Source organism: Flavobacterium sp. MMLR14_040 (genome assembly GCF_033657265.1).
In the GTDB taxonomy this organism is placed as follows: domain Bacteria; phylum Bacteroidota; class Bacteroidia; order Flavobacteriales; family Flavobacteriaceae; genus Flavobacterium.
Map to the genome: position 1 here is coordinate 43,531 of NZ_JAWVWO010000014.1, position 16,095 is coordinate 59,625.

Sequence of the window (16,095 nt, forward strand, 5' to 3'; positions counted from 1 at the left end):
TAATTAACAGGTAAAATAAGAGATTTAACAATTGAGTAGTTTATGTGAGATTAGAAAAAAATTTACCGCAAAGAACGCTAAGTTTTTTAATCTAAGCTTTTATAAAAGGCATCCCGAAGCCTCGGGAAGCAAAGCTTTGTATTGATTTAGCTTTGTGATCTCTGCTTTTTAAAGCAATCTTAAATAAAAATCTTTGTGTTCTCTGCGGTAAAAAATACTAAGCTTTTAGAAAATAAAATTATTGCAAATAAAATCCGTTTTTATCCGCTTTTTTACGAAGTAAATCTGTTTTATTCGCGTCAAAAATTAGACGCTGATTTTACTGATTCGCTAAAGCGAAAACGATGATATAAACGGACTTTTCTAATTAAGTTCTCGATTAAACTGTACTAATTTTATATATTTTCCCTTAGCCTAATTACATTGCGCTACAGAACTATGTGTGAGAAACGAGTTTCTTTTTATTTTCTTTTTCAAAATCATAAAATCTATGTTTCTATGTGTTAGAAAAATTGCGCCCAACAAGTAATCATTTTCTAAAAAACCAGTAGTGTTTTTTAAACATTACATAATAATTGTTTTAATTTCGCAAAGCATACAGATTCAAATATATTCACATAAAAATTGATCCCGTTTTTAGATCACAATTCTTCTATTTTTCGTATATCAAGGAGCAAGGTGCTTTTTAAAAAAAATTCTATGAATAAGTTAATGTTCTTTCTTGTTATAAGTCTGCTGCACATAAATGCATCCGGACAGAATTACCCGATAAGACATCTTGATATTTCAGTAGGACTTTCAAACAATTCTGTTGCTTCTATCTATCAGGATCAAAATGGTTATATGTGGTTTGGGACATTTGATGGACTGAACCGATATGACGGAAATGATTTTAAGATTTACCGCCATATTCATACTGATCCAAATTCGATTCAGGGAAATGCCATTAGCTGTATTGAAGGTGATTTTGAAAATAATTTATGGATAGGAACAACTGCCGGACCTGTAGTTTTTAATGCAGAACGATCTTCTTTTAGTCCGCTGCAATATTATGATACAAATAAAAAAATCAAACCTTTAAACGTTACCGCCTACGAAATCATTGCTGTACATTCTCAGCACATTATTCTTGTCGCTGCAAAAGAAGCTATCGTAGTGTATAAAGAAGGTGAGAAAATTGGAACGGCAATACCCTTCAACGGAAAACTAAATTATATCGCAAGATCAATAGCTTATAATGCGAAAAAGCAAGTCTTTTATGTTTTTATAACCGGAACCGGTCTTTGCCAGTACGATATTAAATCCAATAAACTAACGCTTCTCAACAATGCAATCACAGGCGCAAATTGTATTAAACTCACAAAGGACGGGCTCTGGATTGGATCAGACGAAGGCGCATACTTATATAATGACAATCTAAATACTTATTCTAAAAATTACTTTCTGGAAAAAACAGTTGTACGTGATTTTTTTCAACAGGAAAACAGACTTTGGATAGCTACTGACGGTGCAGGACTTTATACGATTACCAAAAATCAATCTGCTCCTGTTTTGTATCACGCCAGCGGTCCGGTTTCATTGCTTAACAGTAAATCATTGTATGATATATTTCAAAGCAAAACCGGCGAAATGTGGTTTGGAACCCTGCGTGGCGGCGTAAGTATGATGGGAAAAAATCCACTCGATTTTAATCATTTTAAAAGCAAGGATCCATTAACGAATAAAGAAGACGAAGATCCTGCCGCAAACTTCATGCTTTCTTTTTGCGAAGATGAAAAGAAAAATATCTGGATTGGTACTGATGGCGCCGGAATGCGATACTGGAACAGAAAACAAAATACCTACGACGTTTACTCGACAACTTCATCTGCCGGCAGAAAAATTCAAAGCAATTTTGTTACAAGCATCGTCAGGGATTCTGATAATGCGATTTGGGTTGCGATGTGGAAAGGCGGTGTTTGCCGTATTGATCCGAAATCAAAAGCCATTCAGAATTTCTCCATTTACAATCAATTCACTAAAAAAGCAGAACAGGAATCGTGGCTGCTGTTTTTAGATTCGAAAAAAACGTTGTGGCTTGCCATTACCAACGGCGGAGCGCTATATCAATTTGATAAAAAGCAAAACAAATTCGTTTGCTACAGTACTACTTTACGCGATGTTACTTGCCTGTACGAAACCAAAGACGGAAAGATCTGGGGAGGAACTTTTAATTCTTTTTTTGAAATAGAACCCAAAACAAAAAAAGTAAAAAACTATCATTCTGATTATACTATTAGATGCATAACCGAAGATCAAAACAAAAACCTTTGGATTGGTACTGTTGAAGGAGGCTTGCTTTTATTCAACCGAAAAACAGGCACTTTCAAAAAATATACCACACAAAACGGTCTTTCGAGCAATACCATACTTCGCCTTTTAGAAGACAAAAAAGGAAATTTATGGATGACTACGTATCATGGAATTTCAAGATTAAATCCGAAAAACAATACGTTCAGGAATTTTGGGGTTTCTGATGGACTTCAGGGGAATCAATTTAGCTGGAATGCAGGCACAAAACTTTCGACAGGAGAATTTATTTTTGGCGGTATAAACGGATTCAATGTTTTTGATCCCGATAATATAAAAGACAAAAAAAATACGGGCAAATTTTTATTGAATGATCTGCTGGTCAACAATCAGTCTTTAAAATTAGACAGTCCTTATATTACAGAAAAGAAACTCGAAATGATAAGCGGCGCCGAACTTCCTTATGAAAAATCGGCATTGAGTTTTGATTATGTTTATCTTGATTATGTCAATTCTGAAAAAATTAATACCGCTTACTTTCTCGAAGGCTGGGACAAAGACTGGAATTATACTTCAAAAAATAACCGGGCAAATTATTCCAGATTAACGGAAGGAACTTATCTTTTTAAAGTTAAAACAACCGATGTTTTTGGAAATTGGACCAATGAAGTAACCCTCGCAACAGTAAAAATCCTTCCGCCCTGGTATAGAACATGGTGGGCTTATACTTTTTACCTTATTGCTGCTGCCGGTGCCATTTATGCCTACGTAGGGTATCATAAAAATAAGGAAAGACTTCGCTACGAAATAAAATTGGCGCGAATGGAGCATAAAAAAGACAAGGAACATGCTGAAAAACAGTTTTCTATGTTTACTTATATGGCGCATGAATTGCGCACTCCCCTTTCTTTAATTATAAATCCGCTAAAAAGTGCTATTGATAGAAAAAACCGTTCTGAAGATGATCTTGACCTTAATCTCGCCTATAAAAATGCCAAAAGATTATTGAGTCTTACGGATCAATTGCTTCTGTTTAGAAAAGCCGAAACAGATCTTGATGAGCTCAAAATTTCAAAAATTAATTTAAACAGCTTATGCCGCGAAATCTACGACAGCTTTACGCAAATGGCAGCCGTTAAAAGCCTAAATTATCATTTTATTGAAGAAAAAACACCCGTTGAAATATATGGCGATTACGAAAAAATAGAGATTACGCTTTTTAATTTAATCTCAAATGCTTTCAAATTTACACCGAATAAAGGGTCAATAAGTATTGAAATTATCGAGAAAACGGCTGATGTTTCGATCATTATATCGGATACAGGAAGCGGAATTAATGAGAATGATATTGATACTATTTTTGAAGAATTCAGGCAAATTAAGTCTAAAGCCAGCAATGGTTTTGGAATAGGTCTTTATGTTGCCAAATATTTTGTGACCAAACATCATGGCGAAATAAAATGTGAAAGTAAAGTTGGAAAAGGTACTACGTTTACTATTTCACTTCCAAAAGGAAAAAGTCATTTTGCAGAAATAAACATCAATGAAAATTATCCGCAAATGTCTCCTCTTGTAGGTGAACTTTTGGAAGGAATGCCGGCAGAAAATCCAAACACATCTGAAAGAAAAAATCAACCTTCAAATCCTGAAAGTATACAGGAGGAATTAATCAGTACCAAAAAAGTATTGCTAATTGTGGAAGACAATCCTGAGATGAATCATTATCTGGTACAGCTTTTTACCAAAAACTATATTGTTTATTCGGCAGCAAATGGACTCGAAGGACTGAAACTTGTCGAAAAACATATGCCTGATATTGTACTGAGCGATATTTCTATGGAAGGCATGAATGGTTTGGATTTGTGTAAAAAAATCAAACAAAATGATGATTTTAGCCATATTCCCGTAATTCTTCTTACCGCTACAACCAGCAATGATATTCATTTACAAAGTATTACCGAAGGCGCAGACGATTATGTAACCAAACCTTTTGACAGTGAGATACTTTTGGCTCGCGTAGATGCTGTCCTCCGAAACAGAGGGCAATTGCGCAAGTATTTCTTAGACAGCATTACACTTCGTGAAAATGTCAATAAAGTTCCCGTTGAATACAAAGAATTTCTTGATAAATGTATCGAAATCGTCGAGGCCAATCTTGAAAACAGCGAGTTTAATTTAAAGAGTTTTTCTGCCGCAATGGGCATGAGTCATTCCAGTCTTTACAAAAAGATCAAAGCCATTTCCGGGCAAACTGTAAATGTTTTTATCAGATCGATCAGAATCCGCAGGGCGGCAGTAATTATGCTTACTGAAAATATTAATATTGCTCAGGTTGGTCCTCAGGTTGGTATCGAAGATCAGCGTTATTTCCGCCAACAGTTTGTGAAATTGTTTGGTATGAAACCTTCAGAATATATCAAAAAATATAGAAATTCTTTTAATAAGGAATTGAATATCATTCAGAAGAGAGATATTACATAATTAATTCAGGTTGCTATTTAATAAGTGTAGTCCCTACGGGACAAAAAATGGCACAAATAAATTGATTTCTACCAATATGTAATCTCTCCGAGATATTTTTTAGTACTCCGTTAGGAGTTAAATATTGGTAAAATTTAAACACAATATTGTCATTTTGACGAAGGAGAAATCTCCGTGAGAAGCTCGACAAAGATTGGATTTTCTTTGCGGAGTTACTTGTGGAGATTTCTCCTCCGTCGAAATGACAAAATCTTTACGATTTTGCGTCTTTGCGAGAGATTTATTCACAATAATACTATATATACTTTTCCTAGAAAGTCTATTTGGAAGGTACTATACTATATGAAATTCCCTTTTTAGTTTCAAATACTGCAGCATAACCTATAGACGATTTCTCGCTTTTGATATTAAGCTTTTCAACTACAAATGGATCTGCAGCTCTTACAGAGCATGTACTACCATTATTGGATAATATGTTTGCCTGGGTCATTTTACCATCATTCCATTTTATAGCTACGGTAAAATTACCTTTTGCCGTAATGCCTTTTATTTCGCCGTCTGTCCATTCATCAGGAAGAGCGGGTAACAGATGAATTTCTTTATTCTGACTTTGCATTAACATCTCTATAACGCCTGCGGTTCCGGCAAAATTTCCATCTATCTGAAAAGGTGGATGAGCATCAAAAAGATTCGGATAACAACCTCCATGTCTGCTGTACTTTGGATCATTGTCTTTTGTTAACCTCAATTGGTTTTTGAATAATTTATAAGCATGATTCCCGTCTAAAAGTCTTGCCCACATATTTACTTTCCACGCCAGACTCCAGCCAGTACCATCATCGCCGCGAAGTTCTAGTGTCTTCTTTGCAGCAGCAGCCAATTCCGGAGTTTTTAACGGCGAAATTAAATTAGCAGGATGTAAAGCATATAAATGAGAAGTATGTCTGTGATGCGGATCTTCATCTTCAAAATCTTTATACCATTCCTGAAGCTGTCCTTTGCTGCCAATTTGAAAAGGAAGTAATTTGTCTGCCGCCTGGCTTACCGTTTGTCTGAATTCTAAATCGGTATTGAGCACTTTAGAGGCTTCGATAGTATTTTCAAATACATCTTTTATGATTCCAATATCCATAGTCGAAGCAGTTGTGACAACACCTCCTTTTTTTCCATCATAAAAATATTTGTTTTCCGGTGATGTCGAGGGCATTGTTACCAGATAACCATTTTTGTCTTTTTGAAGCCAGTCTAAACTAAATTCTGCCGCACCTTTTATTATTGGATATACTTTTTTAAGATAGACTACATCGCCTGTATACTGGTAATGTTCCCATAAATGTCTGCTTAACCAATTGGCTCCCATGTACCAATTCGCCCACATCGGATCTCCTTTGCCAAAATCACCCACAGGATTTGTTGTTGCCCATATATCCGAGTTATGATGCAATACCCATCCGTAAGCATGATAATAACTTTTGGCGGTTTCAGCTCCGGTTACAGAAACGTTTTTAATGAATTCGTCAAGCGGAAAAAACAATTCAGACAAACTTCCTGATTCTACTGGCCAGTAATTCATCTGTAAATTAATGTTTGTTGTGTAATTACTGCTCCAGGGCGCGCGGAGTTTATTGTTCCAAATGCCTTGTAAATTGGCTGGCGTATTGTGCGTGCGGGAAGAGGAAATTAATAGATAACGACCGTATTGAAAAAATAAAGCTTCAAGTCCGGCATCTTTTTCTCCTTTTGCATATTGTTCTAATCTTGTATCTGTAGGCAAATTAGATTTATTGGTTTCTTTTTGATTAAGTTGTAATGAAACTCTATTAAAAAAATGTTGAAAATCTGAAATATGTTCTTTTAGCAAACTATCATATTTCTTTGCAATAGCTTTTTTAATTGGACTTTCTGCCCATTTATGTTCGTCTTTTCCCTGACTATCCGGACATTTATCAAAGCCGTTGAAACTGGTTGCTGCTGAAACGAAAAGTAATACTTCAGATGCATTTTTGATCACCAATTTGTTTCCATCAGAACTTATCTCACCATCTTTTATAATTGGTTTTATAATTAATTCAAAACGCATTCCTCTACAGCCTGTTACATCATCGTAAATAACAGGTTCTTTATTGTAATCAATATAATTTGGGTCTGAATGCGATGGTGCTTTTCCGTTTAAAACCAACGACTGATTTTGTACAGATTTTTGATTTTTTAAAAGACTTGAAGCATCAATGGTAAGAGAAAGTTTTTTCAACTGATCTGCCGAAAGTTTAATTACGATGCATTGCGCTGGCGCCGAAGCAAATATTTCTCTTTTATAATTTACTCCGCTAACGCTAAAATTGGTAACTGCCAATCCGGTTTGCAAATCAAGGCTTCTATGGTAAAGATCAGGCTTTTGTTCGCCAAAATCTTGTGTTAAAATTAGATCTCCCAACGGCATAAAACTTTCGCTGTAAGCACCCTGCATGTTTTTAGTCAAATTGTATGCTTTTTCAAAATCTTCATTTGCAAGTGCTTCTCTAACCGACGCCAGATTCTTAAAAGCATCCGGATTCACATTTTTCTGCACAGGACCGCCGCTCCATAAAGTGGCTTCATTCAACTGAATTAATTCAGAATCTACCCTTCCAAAAACCATTGCTCCCAAAGTACCATTGCCAATTGGCAACGCTTCTGTCCATTCAACAGCGGGTTGTTTGTATTGCAATTTTAAATCCTGCGCATATCCGGAAAACCCAGTAATTACAGCAATAAGTACAAAAGACTTTTTAAAAAAATGATGAAGCATGGTACTTTTAATTAATAATTTATAATTAACAATTCACAATTAATTGATTTTCAGTTTTAAAACGGTTACAGAGTAAGCAGGAAGACTTAATTGCTGGTTTCCTTTTGTTATTTTGTACTCAGCTTGTTTCGGAGTGATTTTTTTGGGATCAGCAAAAGTATTTTCATCTTGTGTATTTGCACTTGCAAGTCTTATAATCGTGCCTTTTGATCCTAATTTTGCTCCTTTTAAATCGATGCTGATATCTTGTGCTGATGTAGCTGTATTGACCAATTTCACAATTATTTCTTTGCTGTTTGCATCTTTTACTGCCGATGCGTATAAATTATTTTGCCCCGTTAAAGCTTTTCCTTCTTTGGTAATACTTAACAAATCTGTGCCTTTATTGGTTGAAAATAATTGCTGTACATAATAATTGGCTGAACCGTAAGATTCTAAATTATTGAACCAAATCATATCAGGAGTCCATTGCCATGCATCTTCGTGCGCCATCAAAGGTGCGTAAGATGTTAAATGAACTACTTCTGCATTTCTTTCTAACCCAGTCATAAAAGCGGCTTCAGAAAAAGCACATTCCCAATTATTTCTGTTATTCGGATTCGCGCCCGAAACACTTTGCGCGGCATATTCTCCTGCAAATATTTTAGGACCTTTTCTATCGTATTTATCATAACGACCTGCGTTTTCCCTAAACCATTTCGGGCTTTCGTAATAATGTTCGTCTACCAATTCTGCATTGAGTTTTTTAAGTTCCTGCATAGCAAAATCAAAATGTTCGCCTGCAGGCGAAGGACCGCTTCCCGATACAATTATGATATTTGGATATTTTGCCTTAATTGCTTTTTCAAAAACTTTGTATCTGTCAATGTAATCTGGTCCCCATTGCTCGTTTCCAACTCCAATATATTTTAGATTAAATGGTTTTGGATGTCCCATATCGGAACGGATTTTTCCCCAAGTTGTAGTAACAGCACCATTGGCAAATTCGATTAAATCTAAAGCGTCCTGTACATAAGGATCGAGTTCGTTTATGGGAGCCAACTCGCCTGTATTGTACTGACAAGCCATTCCACAGCTTAAAATTGGAAGCGGTTCTGCTCCAATATCTTCTGAAAGCTGAAAATATTCAAAAAAACCTAAACCAAAACTTTGAAAATAATCGGGAGTTTGTTTGTGGTTGAATTCTACATTCCAGCGGTTCATCTTTGTCTCTCTATTGTCTACATTTCCAACCGATTTTTTCCATTGATAACGATCAGACAATGTTCTTCCCTCAACAATACAACCTCCGGGAAAACGTAAAAATCCAGGTTTCATATCATATAAAAGCTGTACCAAATCTTTACGAAGTCCGTTTTTTCTGTTCTTCCAGGTATCTTCCGGAAAAAGCGAAATCATATCTAAATCTATCGTTCCTGTTCCTTCAAAAGTTATTTTGAGCTTTGCTTTTGCCTCAGTTTGAGTTGCTGTAATTTGCGATTTATAATTCGTCCATTGCTCTGATTTTGGAACAATGCTCGTTTCTCCAATCACTTTTTGGTCTTTGTCAATAAGCTGAATGATAATTTTTTGAATTGCCGAATTATGATTGGCTGCTTTTAATGAAAGGTTGTATTTTGCATCCTTTTTGACTCCCATTCCTCTGAAGCCTTCATTTATTAAAGCATAACCTTTTGCATTATTAATTTCGACTCTGCAAAAAACTGTATTGCTTGCCTCAAGTTTAATTGGCGCTGCACTTCCGGATTCCTTATTCAAAGAAGATCTTTTTGTATTGGGCTGCTCCCATCCCATCAAAGGTTTATCAAATTCAAAAGACCTGTTTTTAATCAATTCGGCATATAATCCTCCATCTGCAGCAAAATTAATGTCTTCAAAAAACAAACCGAACATTGTAGGCTGAATTTTGGTGATGGTTTCTGCGGCATCAACTTCTAAAATTGTTTTTTGAGCATTTACATAAAAACTGCTTAAAAGCATACCAATGGTGAATGTTCTAAGGATATTATTTTTCATAGTTTTTTGGAATGGAAGGAATTATTTTTTTACTGCCTCTAATTTAGCAGGAAAAGCTGATTGTCCGTCTAAATTTGTTACAATTAAATCATCTACATTTTTACTTTCGATCGCATATTTAAAATATTCCGGTTTGTTTTTTCCCCATTGTACCGCACAATTCTGCACTTTGATGCGTTCTGCCGAATCAAAATAGAATCCCGAAGTACTTCCTTTTACAAAACCTTCTAGATTAGAAGGACGTCTGTCATAAACTCCGCCAGGAAAAGCAGTTGTTTTATCAATAAAAACACTCACATTATCAAAAACAATGTTCTTGATTTTATCTTTTGATTCGCCACTTACAAACACACCGTTTTCTCCTGTACACTGAATATTAGAGAAATAAATATTCTTTATTTCGCCTACTTTTCCTTCTGTAGCGCCTTTTGGAAAACGCCAGTTGGCATCTTTATGATTTCCTTTTGCCCTGCTAAAAGCCGTTACATAAATGGGTTCTGCTTTTCCCCACCACGTATCTGTCGTCAATTTACCTTCGATAATGATATTAGAAAAAATAACATCGCTTACCGTTCCTTCATCTCGATTTTGGATTCCCAAAGCACGATTGCTGTTTTTAATGATACAATTATTGAAAACCACTTGTCGGATGGCATCCATATTTTCTGAACCAATTTTGATGGCGCAGCTGCTGCTCGTCATCGTGCAATTGGTCACCGTAATATTTTCGCAAGCGCCAAATTCTTCAAATTCTCTTCTGTTTTTTAAACAAATGCAATCATCGCCGCTTTCGATATAACAATCGCTGATTCTCACATTCTTTGAATGATCCAAATCGATACCGTCACTATTACGCACTTTTAAGCTGTTTAACAATGTGATACCGCTGATTACAACATCATTACAGCCAACCAAATGAATCGTCCAATACGCCGAATTTCCGATATGAACATCTTTGATTCTGATATTTTTTCCTCCAATAATGGTCAACACATGCGGTCTTGGATCTAAAACATTAAAAGGTTTTAAAACATAAGAATCCTCCAGTTCATCACCCATAAAAGAAATTCCGTTTCCATCTATTTTTCCGCTTCCGCTAATGGTAAAATCCTCTACATTTTCTCCTCCAATCCAGATGGTTCCTTCGCCCGGATTGGTTCTGAAAGCGCTTTTTGTGTATAATTTCTCATCTGGACTTGCCAATAATTTCGCTCCGGCTTCGATATGAAGATCCACTTTGGATTTTACATCAATTGGTCCCGCCAAAAATGTAAACGGTGCGGGAATTAAAACTCTTCCGCCTGTTTTCGTACAGGCGTCAATTGCTTTTTGAATAGCGGCTGCATCGTTTGTTTTTCCGTCTCCTTTGGCTCCGTATTTTTTAACGTCATAAATATTCTGCGCCGAAACGGTTAACGAAAGACAAAAAATTAGGATCGCGATTATAGATTTCTTTTTCATTTCATTTAATTTATTAAAAACCTTGTTTAAGATAGTCTACGCAAAGTTTTTGGTTTATTTTTTTAATCTCGCAAAGTCGCAGAGTCGCTAAGTTTTTTTTGTTTCACGCAGATATTGCAGATTTTGGCAGATTTAGTTAGATTTTTTTTTGAAATATCATTAGAATCTGCTTAAATCTTTTTTTAATCTGCGTGAAACAAAATTTACAATCTGTGGCAAAAAAACTTTGCGCCTTTGCGTCTTTGTGGCAAAATTTCAATGCACAGGCAATTCAAACTTATTTTGTTCTGGCTCTATTTTTCTTTTTAAAGATTCACTGTCTAAATTGCTGGATGAAACATCTTTAAAAATAATTTGATTGATTTTATCTGAAGGGATATCAATAGCTTTCATCGTAAGATTTTTTACATCATCAAAAACAAAAGCTGGACGAAAATCTTCTTTCTCTAAAATCAATTTTATATTCTTCATTTCGATTCCGTTTACATGACGCACATAAAATCCCCAGGAAGGCAATTCTCCAAACATGCTAAATTCGGGATAACCGTTTATGTTTTCTTTTACATCTTTTAATCGGCTTAAAGGATGATAAGCCATTCCTTTTGAAGCTCTTCCCGGATAGGTAATTTCAATATTTTCTAAAGTTACATTTTCTATCAAATGCCCCGGAATTCCCGCAATAGAAGCCGGAAACGGATTATGAAAATAATCAACTTCTGGGCCGCGCAAATCATAATCAATATCAGGGCGACCAAAAGGAACTTGTACTTTTACATTTTTAATAGATACATTTTTAATATAACCCGGCTTGTCTCCATTTCTGTGACCTAGACGAATCAATATGGCATTTCCTGTATTTACGGCCGTAATATTTGAAACCTTAATATTCTCAATTTCAGCTCCATCTACAGATTCAATCGCGATTGCCGATCTAAAAGTATCATAAACCTCGATGTTTTCAACGGTTACGTTTTTGAAACTGCCATAAGATCCTGTACCAAATTTAACTGCATTGGCACTTGATCTAATTCTGCAGTTGGCAATGTAAATATTATTATTCTGCAATCCTGGCGACTCCGATTTTATACAAATTCCATCATCTGCTGCATTTACATTGCAGTTTGTTATTCGAACATTTTCACATCCGTTAACATCAATTCCGTCATTGTTCCAATACGCGGTACTATTGACTTTCATAGCATCAATTACAATATTTTTGCATTCGGTAAAACATTGCACCCAACCTGGACTATCTTTTAATGTGATGTTAATCATCGTTATAGAATCGCATTTTACAAATGAAATCAGCTTTCCTCTTCCGTCTTCAGGGCGCATTCTTCTGTAATTGTATTTTGGATCAATTCGAACTCCTGTATGATGCAGACTATCAATTGCTAATGCCAATTCTCTTCCTTGTCCGTCTATAATTCCTTTTCCGTTTACCGCAATATTTTTTGATTGATTCGCTACAATCAAAGCTCTTATTCCTTCATATTTCGGGTAATCATCCGGATTGGTACTTCCTAATAAAATTGCTCCTTCTTCAAAAAACAATTCCACGCTGCTTTTCAAGACTATACTTCCTGATAAATATTCACCTTTAGAAAAAACAACTTTTCCGCCTTTATTTTTGTTCGCCGCATCAATCGCTTTTTGAATTGCTTTTGTATTTAAAGTTTTACCATCTCCGACAGCGCCATATTTTTTTATGTCAAATATCTTTTGCGCCGAAACGGTTAAGGAAAGACAAAAAATTAGGATCGCGATTATAGATTTCTTTTTCATTTCTTTTTGTTTTTTATGCCACAAAGACACTAAGTCGCTAAGCTTTTTTCTCTACAGTTTCTTTCAATAAACTTTGCGCCTTCAATTCTTTGCAAGCAATTTTCAATTTATTCTTTTTAAATAAACTTTGAGCCTTTGTGTCTTTGTGGCCAAATACAAATTACCAGAAAACTGTGTACAAAGCCACCAATATTCCGCAGATAATAAAGGATCCTACAATAAACTCTGAAGACACTTTAAACATTGAATTATCGACTTCAATTTTATGTATTTCAGCTTCTTCTTCAGACGCCGGATTTGCCAGACTTATACCTACCATTATAAACACAATTAAAAAGAAAACAATAGTCATTCGGTCTAAGAAAGGATAATCAGGAAAAGCCCCATCTGTCCACATTGGCAGAAATTTCAATATAGCAGCAAGCGGCACTGTTAACAATGCACCCGCAAGTCCTGCTGATGGCGTTGTTTTTTTCCAGAACATTCCCAATAAAAAAACCGCTAAAACACCAGGTGAAAAGAAGCCCACATATTCTTGTATAAACTGATAAGCCTGATCTAATGATTTTAATGCAGGCGCTACAATGGCAGCAATGATCATACAAACAACCACACACCATCTTCCGGTACGTACCAGTTTTTTTTCTGATGCCTGCGAATTGAAATATTTTTTATAAATATCTAAAGAAAAAATAGTCGAAATACTATTGGCTTTTCCTGCCAAAGAAGCTACGATTGCCGCAGTCAAAGCGGCTAAAGCCACGCCTTTTAATCCCGCAGGAAGTAAATTCATTAAAGTTGGATACGCCTGATCCGGTTTTAAAACTCCTGAAGCATCAACCATTTCCTGTTGAAACATTCCGTTCGAATGCATTACAAACATCGCGATACCCGGTAAAACGGCAATAATTGGAACCAATAATTTTAGAAAAGCGGCAAATAAAATTCCTTTACGGGCTGTTTTTAAATCGGCTCCTAAAGCTCTCTGAACAATATATTGGTTGCATCCCCAATACGCCAGATTATTGATTAACATACCTCCGATTAAAACTGACATTCCCGGCAGTTCAGTATAATGCGGATTTGATTTTTCTAAGATCATATGCAAATGTCCGGGCGCTTCATCAGCAATAATTGCTAGTCCTTTTAAAATATCTTTTCCAAAACCAAACTGATCTGAAAGTAAGGTCAATGCCAAATAAGTTGTTACTAATCCGCCCAGAATTAATACTATAACCTGAAACATATCGGTGTATCCGATTACTTTCATTCCGCCTAAAGTAACAATAACCGAAAATAAACTCAGCGCAATAACACAAAACTGAAAGCTTACAGGAGCAATTGATGAAATAGCCAAAGCCCCTAAATAAATGATAGAAGTAAGATTTACAAACACATAGATTAAAAGCCAGATAATTGCCATAATAGTACTTACTGTTCCGCTGTACCTTTTGGCCAGAAACTGCGGCATGGTAAATATTTTATTTTTAAGATAAATCGGTAAAATAAACATTGCCACGATAATCAATGTGGCGGCAGACATCCATTCGTAAGAAGCAATGGCCAATCCGATGGCGAAACCAGAACCGCTCATACCAATAAAATGCTCTGCTGAAATATTAGAAGCGATTAGCGATGCCCCAATTGCCCACCAGGTAAGCGATCCTTCTGCCAAAAAATATTCGTTGGAACTGGTTGCTGCAGTTTTCTTGCTTCTGTAAATATACATTCCATAAGCCGTTACTATGACAAAGTAAATAAAGAAAACAATGTAATCTGCGGTTTGTAATACATTCATAATAGTGTGGTTATTGTGTGGTTAGATAGTAAAATGTATTTAAATTTATTTTTAACACATAGAAACATAGCTTTAGAAATTAAACAAAAGGCATTTCATTATTTTAAATCCACATAGCTATATGTAAGAAACGTGTTTCTTATTTCTTCTTTTTTATTCTCTTGCATAAAAATAAATCTATGTTTCTATGTGTTTAAAAATTAACTTCAAAACTGGTTTTCTTCATTCTAAATTTTCAGAAACCATTTTCTTTTATATAGAAAGTAAAGTAAAATAAGCTGTACAATGGTTACAGACAATGCTGCAAAAAAAGGCTGCCATACAAGCGGCGTAAAATTGATCAATCCGCCAAAAACATAATCTGCTGTGTGTTTAAAATCGATTAAACCTTCTGCAGCGATATAAATTAAAATAGAATTTGAACCGATTAAGATTAAAGGAAAGGCCCATTTATGGAATCCAAAAAAATCAATTATCAAATAAAAAAAGACTAAAAATAATATGCTAAATCCGCCGACAAAACACACAAATGAACTTGTCCATAAATGTTTATTGATTGGAAAATTAAGATCCCAAAGTAAGCCTGCCATAATCAAAATCAATGCCGTAAGAGCCATTAAAAGCAATTTTACTTTTATTGAAAAAATGGATTTCCCTTTTAAAAATGTTCCTGTAAAAACACCTAATAATGCCGTAGCAATAGCAGGTATGGTAGAAAATATTCCTTCCGGATCATAAACGGTACTATGCAGCCTGCCTGGTAAAAACAGCCGATCAATATAGCCTTCAAGTGATCCTTCTTTGGTCAAAACTCCTGCACCAAAATTAGGAACGGGAATCCATTTCATTGCGGCATAATAACCAATCAAAATAGCAAAAAACCAGATTAATTGTTTTTTAAAGTCAAAATTTAAATAGATGATACCGGCAAAAAACCAAGCCAGTCCAATTCTTCCTAAAACGCTTGCAAAACGGGTGTGATCAAAACCATCGAATCGCAATAATCCATTTACCACAAAGCCTAAAACCAATAAAATACAGGTTCTTCTAAGCATTGACACGTATATTTTTCGCTTTTCGCTGCCCGGTAATTCTTGTGGCGTTTTTACCCCGGCAAGCTGCATTTTCTTTTCAAAAGAATAGGGCATTGAAACTCCCGCAACAAATAGAAACACAGGAAAAATCATGTCGTAAAATGTAATTCCGTTCCACTCCGCATGATGCAGTTGCGATGACATCCAGATAAAAATAGGAGTTGGAGCTGCTTTTGCCAGAGCGTGAATGATATGTTCTCCGCTCATAATCCAAAACATAACAAATCCGCGTAGCGCATCCAAAGAAATTAATCTTGCATTTGTATTGTTACTCATTTTGTGGTTATTAGTTGATGGTTGATAGTTTTTAGTTTTTAGTTTTTAGTCGCGGTTTTCAGTCTCAGTTTTCAGTCTCAGTTTTCAGTCTCAGTTTTCAGTCTCAG

The 16,095-nt window shown here is 35.5% G+C and carries 7 protein-coding genes; 1 reads left to right on the forward strand and 6 read right to left on the reverse strand.

Annotated elements, in window-relative coordinates; all coding sequences use genetic code 11:
* Nucleotides 1-699 precede the first annotated feature (699 nt).
* Nucleotides 700-4,770, forward strand: a complete 4,071-nt coding sequence (locus SD960_RS17230; RefSeq protein WP_318804993.1) for a two-component regulator propeller domain-containing protein — start codon at nt 700-702, stop codon at nt 4,768-4,770.
* Nucleotides 4,771-5,089: 319 nt separating this feature from the next.
* On the opposite strand, the gene SD960_RS17235 is transcribed toward SD960_RS17230, so the two are convergent.
* From SD960_RS17235 to SD960_RS17260, 6 genes are all read right to left on the reverse strand, one after another.
* Nucleotides 5,090-7,558, reverse strand: coding sequence for a glycoside hydrolase family 95 protein (locus tag SD960_RS17235; RefSeq protein ID WP_318804994.1), 2,469 nt, complete (start codon nt 7,556-7,558; stop codon nt 5,090-5,092).
* A 39-nt stretch (nt 7,559-7,597) separates the two neighbouring features.
* The gene (locus tag SD960_RS17240; RefSeq protein WP_318804995.1) at nt 7,598-9,574 is read right to left on the reverse strand and encodes an alpha-L-arabinofuranosidase C-terminal domain-containing protein; all 1,977 of its coding nucleotides are present in this window, start codon (nt 9,572-9,574) and stop codon (nt 7,598-7,600) included.
* Nucleotides 9,575-9,595: 21 nt separating this feature from the next.
* The gene (locus SD960_RS17245; RefSeq protein ID WP_318804996.1) at nt 9,596-11,035 is read right to left on the reverse strand and encodes a glycoside hydrolase family 28 protein; all 1,440 of its coding nucleotides are present in this window, start codon (nt 11,033-11,035) and stop codon (nt 9,596-9,598) included.
* A gap of 255 nt (nt 11,036-11,290) precedes the next feature.
* The gene (locus SD960_RS17250; protein ID WP_318804997.1) at nt 11,291-12,820 is read right to left on the reverse strand and encodes a glycoside hydrolase family 28 protein; all 1,530 of its coding nucleotides are present in this window, start codon (nt 12,818-12,820) and stop codon (nt 11,291-11,293) included.
* A 160-nt stretch (nt 12,821-12,980) separates the two neighbouring features.
* Entirely contained in the window at nt 12,981-14,618 is a 1,638-nt protein-coding gene (locus SD960_RS17255) for a sodium/sugar symporter (protein ID WP_318804998.1), read from the reverse strand.
* A gap of 227 nt (nt 14,619-14,845) precedes the next feature.
* Nucleotides 14,846-15,988, reverse strand: a complete 1,143-nt coding sequence (locus tag SD960_RS17260; RefSeq protein WP_318804999.1) for a DUF5009 domain-containing protein — start codon at nt 15,986-15,988, stop codon at nt 14,846-14,848.
* Nucleotides 15,989-16,095 lie beyond the last annotated feature (107 nt).

What these genes read in the sequence shown, in the direction of transcription:
- SD960_RS17230 (WP_318804993.1), top strand. Translation starts at nt 700, where the DNA reads ATGAATAAGTTAATGTTCTTTCTTGTTATAAGTCTGCTGCACATAAAT.
- SD960_RS17235 (WP_318804994.1), bottom strand. Translation starts at nt 7,558, where the DNA reads ATGCTTCATCATTTTTTTAAAAAGTCTTTTGTACTTATTGCTGTAATT.
- SD960_RS17260 (WP_318804999.1), bottom strand. Translation starts at nt 15,988, where the DNA reads ATGAGTAACAATACAAATGCAAGATTAATTTCTTTGGATGCGCTACGC.
- SD960_RS17250 (WP_318804997.1), bottom strand. Translation starts at nt 12,820, where the DNA reads ATGAAAAAGAAATCTATAATCGCGATCCTAATTTTTTGTCTTTCCTTA.
- SD960_RS17255 (WP_318804998.1), bottom strand. Translation starts at nt 14,618, where the DNA reads ATGAATGTATTACAAACCGCAGATTACATTGTTTTCTTTATTTACTTT.
- SD960_RS17245 (WP_318804996.1), bottom strand. Translation starts at nt 11,035, where the DNA reads ATGAAAAAGAAATCTATAATCGCGATCCTAATTTTTTGTCTTTCGTTA.
- SD960_RS17240 (WP_318804995.1), bottom strand. Translation starts at nt 9,574, where the DNA reads ATGAAAAATAATATCCTTAGAACATTCACCATTGGTATGCTTTTAAGC.